This is a genomic window from Ideonella sp. P3_A4 (genome assembly GCF_056403075.1).
Genome location: NZ_JBFUGE010000218.1, coordinates 1 through 9983 on the forward strand (window position 1 = coordinate 1; position 9983 = coordinate 9983).

Genomic DNA, 9983 nt, shown 5'->3' on the forward strand with positions numbered 1-9983 from the left:
GGATTACCTGGTGCAGTCGGAGGCGGCGATGAAGGCGATGGCTGAGAACTACGTCGGCTTGCGTCTGGACGTTTGAATCACTGATGCGGCTGGCGCGCGCGGAGAGACGGGGCCTCGTGAGCGCTCGTTAGACGTTCACTCCCGAGGCCCCGTCTCCCCGCGTGACCATCGTCGTGCCCCTGCCAACGCGCGCGTGGGATCAAGGTAGCCGCAGATCGACGCGCGCGGTTGCGCACCACAAGCGGTGCTCAGCGGATGGTGGGGTGCCGGGCGGGCGCACGTCTAACGGGCGCACGAACGGCACCCCTCCGTCCGCCACGCCAACCCAGGCGAACCCAAGGGCTTTCCCGGACACTTCCTACAATCGCCCCTCATGAAGCCGACCCCAGCCTATACCCGCGGCGCCGCGCTGCCCGCGATCCTTGCGCAGCGCATTGCCATCATCGACGGGGCCATGGGCACCATGATCCAGCGCTACAAGCTGGGCGAGGCCGACTTCCGCAACGAGTCACTGAAGGACCACCCGAAGGACCTGAAGGGCAACAACGACCTGCTGGTGCTGACCCGGCCCGACGTGATCCAGGAGATTCACGAGCAGTACCTGGCCGCCGGCGCCGACCTGATCGAGACCAACACCTTCGGCGCGACCTCGATCGCACAGGAAGACTACGGCCTCGGCCACCTGGCGCGTGAGATGAACGTGGTCGCGGCGAAGATCGCCCGCGCCGCCGCCGACAAGTACAGCACGCCCGACAAGCCGCGCTTCGTCGCCGCCGCCTTGGGCCCGACGCCTCGCACCGCCAGCATCAGCCCGGATGTCAACGACCCCGGCGCCCGCAACGTCACCTTCGACCAACTGCGCGCTTCGTACCGCGAGCAGGCCGAGGGATTGCTCGAAGGCGGCGCCGACCTGTTCCTGGTCGAGACGATTTTCGACACGCTCAACGCCAAGGCCGCGATCTTCGCGCTCGACGAGCTGATGGAAGACACCGGCCAGCGGCTGCCGGTGATCATCTCCGGCACCGTCACCGACGCCTCGGGCCGCATCCTGTCGGGCCAGACAGTGGGTGCGTTCTGGCACTCGGTGCGGCACGCGCGGCCGCTGGCGATCGGCCTGAACTGCGCGCTCGGCGCCGCGCTGATGCGCCCCTACATCGAAGAGCTGTCGCGCCTGGCGGACGACACCTTCATCAGCTGCTACCCGAACGCCGGCCTGCCCAACCCGATGAGCGACACCGGCTTCGACGAGACGCCCGAAGTCACCGGCGGCTTGATGGAAGAGTTCGCCAAGAGCGGCTTCCTGAACATCGCCGGCGGCTGCTGCGGCACGACGCCCGAGCACATCGCCGCGATCGCGCAACGCCTCAAGGCCTACCGGCCGCGGCACCGCAACGACCCGCTGCTGACCTCGCTGGTGAAGGCCGCATGACGAAGAAGGTCCTGCTGATCATCGACGTGCAACGTGGGCTGTTCGAGCCAGCGCCGCACGAAGGCTACGCGGTGATGGAGCGCATCAACAGCCTTGCCGAACGAGCGCGAGCGGCCGGCGTGCCGGTCGTCTACGTGCAGCACGAGACGCGCACCGGCGCGTTGGCCCACGGCACCGATGGCTGGCGGCTGGCGCACGGGCTGCAGCCCCGCGAAGGCGACCACTTCGTCCGCAAGACAACACCCGATTCGTTCCTGCGCACCGACCTCGCAGACAAGCTGACGAGCTGGGGCACCGAGCAAGTGGTGATCTGCGGCTACGCGAGCGAGTTCTGCGTCGACACCACGACCCGTCGCGCCGCTGCCCTGGGCTACCCGGTCGTGCTGGTCGCCGATGCGCACACGACGCACGACAAGCCGCACATGGGCGCCGCGCAGATCCGCGCACACCACAACGCGACCTTGCCGGACATCAGCAGCTTCGGCGTGAAGATCGAGGCGAGACCCGCCGCGGACGTCGTCTTCTAGACCAGCTTCTGCAGCTGTTCCAGGTTCGGCTGCACGCGCACGTCGCCTGACGGCACGCCACCCTCGACCTTGTACTTCGGCAGCGCCGTATGGCGCAGCGCCGGCACCGCCAGCGGCATGCCCTCGCGGTTGACCAGGCTGACCACCGTCAGCGGTGCCTTGGGGTTAGGTTGGCGCTTCATCACCAGTGCGATCTCGCCGCAGGCCAGCTTGACCCAGGCGCCCGGCGGGTGCAGGCCGGTTTCGGCCAGCAAGGCCTGACCGGCTTCATCGGGGTGCCCGCCTTCGTCGAAGAACGCAGCCTGCGCTGCTGCCTTGGCCGACAGCGCGGCGCGGTTGCGGCGAGCGCTCAGGCGCGCGGCGTAGCGGTCGGCGCGCTGGATCAGGCGCGCCAGGCGCACGGCGGGTTCGAGCTTTTCCAGCGGACCGCTGGGCGCGTCGTGGTGGTGGCGCATCGCACCCAGCCACAGCGGGTCGTCGACGCCGGCGGCTTGCAGCAGGTCGACGCCGCGCTGTGCGTGAGCCTCGACCTGCGTGCGTTGCAGCGGGTTCAAAGGCTCGGCTTGGCGCACCAGCGCCTGTTGCAGCACCGTCATGCCGACGTTCATCGTCAGGGCCGCACGGGTCAGCGGCCGGCGCCACTCGGGTTGCCAGCCAGGCACGCGCGGGCCAGCCAGCGCGCACAGCAGCATCACCAGGATCGCGTGGTGGGTGCTGTAGTCCTCGGGCCGGCTGCCGGCGATGTGGATGAAGCGCAGCAGCGTTGCGTCGACCTGGCGGTCGAGCCGGTTCAGCATCTCTTGCGCCAACTCGTCCAGGCGTGACAGCCAGCGCGTCACGCGCGTGTCGCCCAGCAGCACGCGGGCGCGGCTTTCGAGGTCGGGCCATTCGAGCGGGCGTTCGACCAGCGGCATCGGCTCGGTCGCACGCTGGTCGAATTCGGGCCGCAACGCGGCAATCGCACCCAAGGTACCGCCACCAGTGCGGAACATCTGGTCGACCTGGGCGTTCAGCTGACGCTGCGCGATGTCTTTTTCGCCTTCTTCAATGAACAGCGCACGGGCGAGCAGATAGCCCAGCTGCTGCTGGTCGGCGATCGGCGAGCCGCGGTGCACCAGCACCATGCCGTTGATGTCGCGCAGTGAGAACGGCAGCGGGTGGCCGGGTTCCAGGCCGTCGGGGGTGATGGGGACAAGTTTCATGGTGGCAGGCAGGCCCGGACCACCACAAGGCGGCGGGGCTCCCAGGCATCTTCGGCTGGACGCCACCGAACTTGAGTCGAAATGTGATGTCAGCGCCTACTTAACGGCTTTTCGGCACCCGTCAGGCACCTCGCGGACATGCGGACAGGATCAGTGCGCCGTGCCGCTGCCCCCGTTGGGCGGCGGCAGCACGCGGCCAGCCGAGGTCGGCGCCACCGTACCGTCGTCCAGCATGCGCACGCCCGGCGGAGGCGCCACCAGCCGGAACAGCATCTGGTCATCGGCCGGCGGACTGGCCGACGCCACGCGCCAATTCGGCACGCCACGCGTCGCGAGGTGGCTGCGCACGGCGGCCAGCCGTTCGGCCGACCGCGGGCCGGCCGGCGCCGAGGCCTGCAGTTTGGCCGTCGGCTGGCGCTTCAGGCTTTGCGAGAGCTTGTCGAGCACCGCCTGCAGCGGCGGCTTGGGCGACACGGTAGCGGCAGCGCTGGACGGCGCCGCGGCCGTCGGTGCGTCAAATGCATATTTCATCGGCACGCTGAGGCGCACGCTGCCATCACGCTCGCCCACCACCTGCACCGGCGTGCCGGCGAACAACTCGGTCAGCCAACGGGCTTCGCCGGCCAACGGGGTCTCAGGCGGCAGCATGGGTTTGGCGGCCGTGGCAGGCGCCTCGGTACCGGCCGCCACGCCGGTGCCGCCCGACGCGGTGGGGCCAGAGGTCTGACAGGCCTGCAAGGAGGCCAACAACAACACGACGGCGGCACTCAACGAGAGCCGGCGCATCGACAACAACGCGCGGGGCATGCGCAGCCCAAACTTGTCCATGTCGCCATTGAAGCAAACGAGACGCCTGACAAAGTGCACGGGTTGTAACAGCGGTCAAGCCTCGTAAGCCCTCGCTTGCGTAGAATTCGCGCACCGTCCGAGGAGCGTTGCGACGGCGTGGCACTTCTTGCAGAAGGCCATGCCGCCAGGCTCGGCACGGGCACGCGGGCGATGACAGTCGCCGCGTGCGGCAACGGCGCTCACCCGGGCCGCAGCGCGGCCGCCGCGGGTGAGCCGCGACGGCCCATGGGCTCGCCGCCTTGACCGCTGATTGCCGCCATGACCGATCGCTCCGCGCCCCTGCCCTCTGAACCCACCGCCGTCGTGCCGCCGCCGATGCGGCTGTCCGGCCTGGAGCCGGTGGCCATCGGCGCCGGCTCGCTGTTCGTCAACGTCGGCGAGCGCACCAACGTGACCGGCTCCAAGGCCTTCGCCCGAATGATCCTGGCCGGCGAGTATGAGAAGGCACTGGCCGTGGCGCGCCAGCAGGTCGAGAACGGCGCCCAGGTCATCGACATCAACATGGACGAAGCCATGTTGGACAGCCAGGCGGCGATGGTTCGCTTTTTGAACCTCGTCGCCGGCGAGCCCGAGATCGCGCGCGTGCCGATCATGGTCGACTCGTCGAAGTGGAGCGTGATCGAGGCCGGCCTGAAGTGCCTGCAGGGCAAGGGCATCGTCAACTCGATCTCGATGAAGGAAGGCGAGGCCGAGTTCAGGCGCCAGGCCACGCTGGTGCGCCGCTATGGCGCCGCCGCGGTGGTGATGGCCTTCGACGAAAAAGGCCAGGCCGACACCTTTGCCCGCAAGATCGAGATCTGCGAGCGGGCCTACCGGGTGCTTGTCGACGAGGTCGGCTTCCCGCCCGAAGACATCATCTTCGACCCCAACATCTTCGCGATCGCCACCGGCATCGAAGAGCACGACAACTACGCGGTCGACTTCATCAACGCCACGCGCTGGATCAAGCAGAACCTGCCTGGGGCCAAGGTCTCGGGCGGCGTCTCCAACGTCTCTTTCAGCTTCCGCGGCAACGAGCCGGTGCGGGAAGCCATCCACACCGTCTTCCTGTACCACGCGATCCAGGCCGGCATGGACATGGGCATCGTCAACGCCGGCATGGTCGGTGTCTACGACGACCTGGATGCGACCTTGCGCGAGCGTGTCGAAGACGTGGTGCTGAACCGCCGGCCCGATGCCGGCGAGCGCCTGATCGAGATCGCCGAAAGCGCCAAGGGCGCGGCCAAGGACGACTCGCAGCGCCTGGCTTGGCGCAACGCCGGCGTCAACGAGCGCCTGAGCCACGCGCTGGTGCACGGCATCACCGATTTCATCACCGAAGACACCGAAGAAGCCTGGCAGGCCATCCTGGCCAAGGGCGGCCGGCCGCTTCATGTGATCGAAGGCCCGCTGATGTCGAGCATGAACATCGTCGGCGACCTGTTCGGCGCCGGCAAGATGTTCCTGCCGCAGGTGGTGAAAAGCGCGCGGGTGATGAAGCAGGCCGTGGCGCACCTGCTGCCCTACATCGAGGCCGAGAAGGCCGCGATGGTCAACGCCGGCGGCGAAGCCAAGCCCAAGGGCAAGATCGTCATCGCGACCGTCAAGGGCGACGTGCACGACATCGGCAAGAACATCGTCACCGTCGTGCTCCAGTGCAACAACTTCGAGGTCGTCAACATGGGCGTGATGGTGCCCTGCCAGGACATTCTCGAAAAAGCCCGCACCGAAGGCGCCGACCTGATCGGCCTGTCCGGCCTGATCACGCCCAGCCTTGAAGAGATGCAGCATGTGGCGGCCGAGATGCAGCGCGATGCGTGGTTCCGCGACAAGCAGATGCCGCTGCTGATCGGCGGCGCGACGACCAGCCGTGTGCACACCGCGGTGAAGATCTCGCCGCACTACGAAGGCCCGGTGGTCTACGTACCGGACGCATCGCGCGCCGTGGGCGTGTGCTCGGAGCTGTTGTCCGAAGAGCGTTCGGGGGCTTACCTGACCGAGCTGCGCGCCGATTACGACCGCGTGCGCACCTTGCACGCCGGCAAGAAGGCAACGCCACTGGTCACGCTGGCCCAGGCGCGCGCGAACAAGACGCCGATCGACTGGAGCACACCGCCGGCCGCACCGCGCTTCATTGGCCGGCGCATCTTCAAGCAATATGACTTGGCCGAGCTGGCCGCCTGCATCGACTGGGCCCCGTTTTTCCAGACCTGGGACCTGGCCGGCCCGTACCCCGCGATCCTGCAGGACGCGGTAGTCGGCGAGGCCGCACGCCGGGTGCTGGCCGACGGCCAGGCGATGCTGAAGAAGATCATCGACGGCCGCTGGCTGCAGGCGCACGGCGTGATGGGCCTGTACCCGGCCAACACGGTCGACGACGACGTGATCGAGGTCTACGCCGACGAATCGCGCGAGCAGGTGCTGTTGCGCTGGGCGCCGCTGCGCATGCAGACCGTGCGGCCGATCATCGACGGCGTGCCACGGCCGAACCGCTCACTGGCCGACTTCATCGCACCCAAGGGCAGCCAGCCCGACTACATCGGCCTGTTCGCGGTCACCGCTGGCGTCGGCGCCGACAAGAAGGCCGCCCAGTTCGAAGCGGCCCATGACGACTACAGCTCCATCATGTTGAAGGCGCTGGCCGACCGGTTGGCCGAAGCCTTTGCCGAGCGGCTGCACCAACGGGTACGGACCGAACTGTGGGGTTACGCGGCCGACGAAGGCCTGAGCAACGAAGAACTGATCGCCGAGAAGTACCGCGGCATCCGGCCGGCGCCGGGTTACCCGGCCTGCCCGGACCATGGCGTGAAGGGCGAGATGTTCCGTGTGCTGGCCTGCGAAGAGATCGGCATGGCCCTGACCGAGAGCCTGGCGATGACGCCGGCGGCCAGCGTGAGCGGGTTCTACCTCGCCCACCCAGCGTCGACTTACTTCAACGTCGGGCCGGTGGGTGCCGACCAGCTGGCGGCCTGGGGCGCGGCGCTGGGAATATCCAACGACGACGCGCGGCGGCGGTTGCTCTCGGTGATCGATGGCAGCCCGGGCGCTTCGGCGTAGAAGCTGGCGTTGAGCTGCGTTTCGCGCACGAGGTAGGTGCGGAAACGCTGGAACAGCTCGGCATCGACCGGGCCCGGGTTGGCCCAGAAACTGTCGAGCGGGCCCGGGTGCACCAGGCCCTCGATCGCGTACATGCACTCGCCCAGCGGGATCACCGGGGTGCCGTGGTACAGCGCCTGCAAGCCGGTGGTGCTGTTGACCGTCACCACGCCGGACGCATGCTTCAGCAACGTCGGCAGATGCTGGTCGTGGATGTAATGCACACGATCAGTGATGCCCAGGCGCTCGGCCTCGACAGCAATCAGGCGGGTGTAGTCGTTGTACGGGCGGTCCAGCGGATGGTGCTTGAGCACCAGCAGCTGTTCGGCCGGCGCATGCTGCGCGAACGACACCAGCACCTCATGGATGAAGGTGCCGACGTCCTTGTAATGCGAGTGGCGGCGGATCTGGCTGTCGTTGTAGACCTGCAGCGGCACCAGAAAGAAGCGCTTGTGCTGTTCCGGTGCGGCGAGGAAGTCCTGCATCGCGCGCTCGGTGAAGCGGTACCACCACTTGCGCCAGGCACCATTGGCCCATTTCAGGCCTTGGCGCACGGGGGCGATCGAGCGGTGGTGGCGGTAGTGCGGGTAGCGCGGGTGACCGATCGAACGGGCCAGCGAATAGGTGATCGCAGCGCCGGCCACTGCGCTGAAGCTCTGCCCGGTAGGCTGCGGCGTGGGCAGCGGCTCGGCGTTGAGCTCGCGGTAGAAAGCCGGGTCGCGCGGGATCGGTGATGCAGCGTTGACGCCGCCGACTTCTAGCGTGACGTAGTCGGGCCGGACGTAGCCTTCTTCGAAGACGAAGATCGTGACGCCCAGTGCACGGGCCTCTTCGATGGCCGCCTGGTGCATGCTGCGCGACTGGCCAAACAGCACGATCGCATCGAGCCGCAATTCGGCGATCAAGCGCCGCAGGCGGGCTGGCCATTGGTCCAGCGGATCGCGGTACCGGATGACCTGCTCGCCGCTGAAGAACCAGTCGTCGCCGGCGTTGAAGTTGACCTTCCAGACCTGCTGGCCATGGGCACGCAGCGTGCCGGCCAGTCGCTCAAAGAACGACCCCATCGGGCCCYGCAGCATCAGCGTGCGACGCTGGCAGAGCAATCGATCGAGCGAAGTGGGGATCATCAGAAGGACAACGGACTCAACATCACCGCCGCACCAAAGGTGGATTCACCCAGAGGCAGCGGCGCACAAAACAATCGGACTAAGCAACCCGCGTTCCCGCGGTATCACGCGCACATGCCACTGTGACGATCCACTGTGACACTCTAGGGAAGGGCCGTGAATGTGACGATCCCACGAATGGGTGGCACTTGTGGCGAATTTGATCTTTCTTGACGAATTCGCCTCGGCCCGGCGCATGGTCGACTCAGGGTCGTTGCGGGGTGCGGTGGCGGATTCTGCCCCGGTAGAAATAACCCACGCTCGCGAACGTTTCCACAGCGGCTTATCGCAACAACTGCTTTCTCTTTTGGTAATTTCCGGCTCGGCGACCGGCCTTCGCTTGGATTCCGCCGCGCGGTTCAGGCGGCCTCGCCGCTCCACCAGCGCCGCAGCGCCACGACGTGGCGCAAGGTCCAGCGCCAAGCGCGCCGGCCAGCCGAGACCTGGCGCCGGCCCGCGGCGCCTTCTTCACGCCAGGCTTGCAACTCGGCCAGCGCGCGCTCGGCGGTCGTGAAATACCCGGTCGCCCGGCTGACGTAGGTTGGGTACAGCAGCAGCACCCCCGCCACCAGCGCGTCCAGGCTCAAGCGCCGTGTGCGCCGCGGGATGGGCACACGGTCCTGCGTCAGGCCCCAGCCGGCGTAGAACGGGCAGCCCCAGCAGACCACAGGCTTGTCGCGCAGCAGGGCTTCGAAACCAGCGAGCGAGGTCAGCACATGCACTTCGTCGACCTGGCGCAGCACCTGGTCCATCGGTGCGTCGACGACGATCTCGTCGCACAGCGCCGCGGCAGCGCCCTCTCCGCGGCCGGCCTCGCGCAGCTGGGCCACGACATCGGGGTGCGGCTTGTAGACCAAGTGCGCATCGGGCCGCTCTGCGCGCACCGCCTTCAGCAGCGCCATGTTCGTGCGCAGGCCCGGCGCACCGAGACGAATCGATGCGTCTGCCTCGACCTGGCCGRCCACCAGCACCACCTCCTTGTCCGTCGCCGGGCGCTGCCAGCGGGCCTGGCCGACGTTGTACTTGGTCAGCCCGGCGGCGAGGATGCGCTCGCGCAGTGCCCGGGAACGCTCGCAAGTCGCCTCGTCGAACTCGGTCTCGGCCAGCAAGCGCTCCAACGCCGACGGCGCAGTGGCGTCGTAATACATGCCTTGCTGGTCCATCACCCAGGACAGCGGCCGCACCAGATCGGCACCCAGGCCGACCGAGCGCAGAAAGCCGTCTTCCAGCCGGACCACCAGCGGCGGTGTATCGCCCGATGAGGCCGCCGCGTCGGGCACCGGCCGTCGACCCCACAGCGCCAAGCCGGTGCCTGCCGGCACGGGCTTGTTGACGCTCTGGAAGCGCAGGTCGCTGCCGGCGAAGAAGGCACGCGCGATCGGCTTTTTCCAGCGCGAAAAACCCACCGCCACCATCTGCGTCGGAAAGCGCTYACGCATTCGCCGCTGCAACGCCATCCAGTCMAGCAAGCACTCAGGCTCGCAGCGCTGGTCGGTTTCGGGGTCGAGGTAGCGCGGGTAGTCGATCAGCGCGGCATGGCACAGCGCCGCCAGGCTGGCTGCACTGCGTCGCGCAGGCGCCGCCAATTCGTCCTGCGTCAAGCCCCAGCCGGCGTAGAACGGCATGCCGAAGCAGCGCAGCGGCCGGCCCCACAGCAATGCTTCGAAACCCATCTGCGAGGTCACCGTGTAGACCGCGGCGGCCCGTTCTAGCAAACCGCAAGCGTGGGCCGGGC

At 67.8% G+C, this 9983-nt stretch carries 6 protein-coding genes, 1 pseudogene and 1 riboswitch; of the genes and pseudogenes, 3 read left to right on the top strand and 4 right to left on the bottom strand.

Annotation, left to right across the window (positions count from 1 at the left end):
- Window positions 1-373: 373 nt before the first annotated feature.
- Window positions 374-1429, top strand: a complete 1056-nt coding sequence (locus tag AC1DYI_RS18640) for a homocysteine S-methyltransferase family protein (protein ID WP_477205623.1) — start codon at window positions 374-376, stop codon at window positions 1427-1429.
- On the top strand, window positions 1426-1956 hold the full coding sequence (locus AC1DYI_RS18645) for a cysteine hydrolase family protein (RefSeq protein WP_477205624.1): 531 nt from the start codon (window positions 1426-1428) through the stop codon (window positions 1954-1956). The genes AC1DYI_RS18640 and AC1DYI_RS18645 overlap by 4 nt, the downstream gene beginning before the upstream one ends.
- Here AC1DYI_RS18645 and AC1DYI_RS18650 read toward each other — a convergent pair.
- Together AC1DYI_RS18650 and AC1DYI_RS18655 are read right to left on the bottom strand one after the other, a co-directional pair.
- Complete coding sequence (locus AC1DYI_RS18650) at window positions 1953-3158, bottom strand: HD-GYP domain-containing protein (RefSeq protein ID WP_477205625.1); 1206 nt, start codon at window positions 3156-3158, stop codon at window positions 1953-1955. The two genes, AC1DYI_RS18645 and AC1DYI_RS18650, sit on opposite strands and share 4 nt — an antisense overlap.
- Before the next feature lie 150 nt (window positions 3159-3308).
- Window positions 3309-3986 carry a hypothetical protein gene (locus AC1DYI_RS18655; RefSeq protein WP_477205626.1) on the bottom strand — a complete coding sequence of 226 codons (678 nt, stop codon included), beginning with the start codon at window positions 3984-3986 and terminating at the stop codon, window positions 3309-3311.
- Between the two features lie 93 nt (window positions 3987-4079).
- Window positions 4080-4195, top strand: a riboswitch (S-adenosyl-L-homocysteine riboswitch).
- A gap of 70 nt (window positions 4196-4265) precedes the next feature.
- Here AC1DYI_RS18655 and metH point away from each other — a divergent pair.
- Window positions 4266-7043, top strand: coding sequence for a methionine synthase (metH, locus tag AC1DYI_RS18660; RefSeq protein ID WP_477205627.1), 2778 nt, complete (start codon window positions 4266-4268; stop codon window positions 7041-7043).
- A 56-nt stretch (window positions 7044-7099) separates the two neighbouring features.
- Here metH and AC1DYI_RS18665 read toward each other — a convergent pair.
- Window positions 7100-8209 (bottom strand): annotated as a pseudogene (locus tag AC1DYI_RS18665) (capsule biosynthesis protein); the annotation flags it as partial.
- A gap of 398 nt (window positions 8210-8607) precedes the next feature.
- Window positions 8608-9983, bottom strand: a 1376-nt coding sequence (locus AC1DYI_RS18670) for a capsular polysaccharide biosynthesis protein (protein ID WP_477205628.1), incomplete at its 5' end; no start/stop codon positions are given.

Excerpts from the sequence above, each read along its gene's own strand:
- metH (WP_477205627.1), top strand. The coding sequence starts at position 4,266 with ATGACCGATCGCTCCGCGCCCCTGCCCTCTGAACCCACCGCCGTCGTG.
- AC1DYI_RS18640 (WP_477205623.1), top strand. The coding sequence starts at position 374 with ATGAAGCCGACCCCAGCCTATACCCGCGGCGCCGCGCTGCCCGCGATC.
- AC1DYI_RS18645 (WP_477205624.1), top strand. The coding sequence starts at position 1,426 with ATGACGAAGAAGGTCCTGCTGATCATCGACGTGCAACGTGGGCTGTTC.
- AC1DYI_RS18655 (WP_477205626.1), bottom strand. The coding sequence starts at position 3,986 with ATGGACAAGTTTGGGCTGCGCATGCCCCGCGCGTTGTTGTCGATGCGC.
- AC1DYI_RS18650 (WP_477205625.1), bottom strand. The coding sequence starts at position 3,158 with ATGAAACTTGTCCCCATCACCCCCGACGGCCTGGAACCCGGCCACCCG.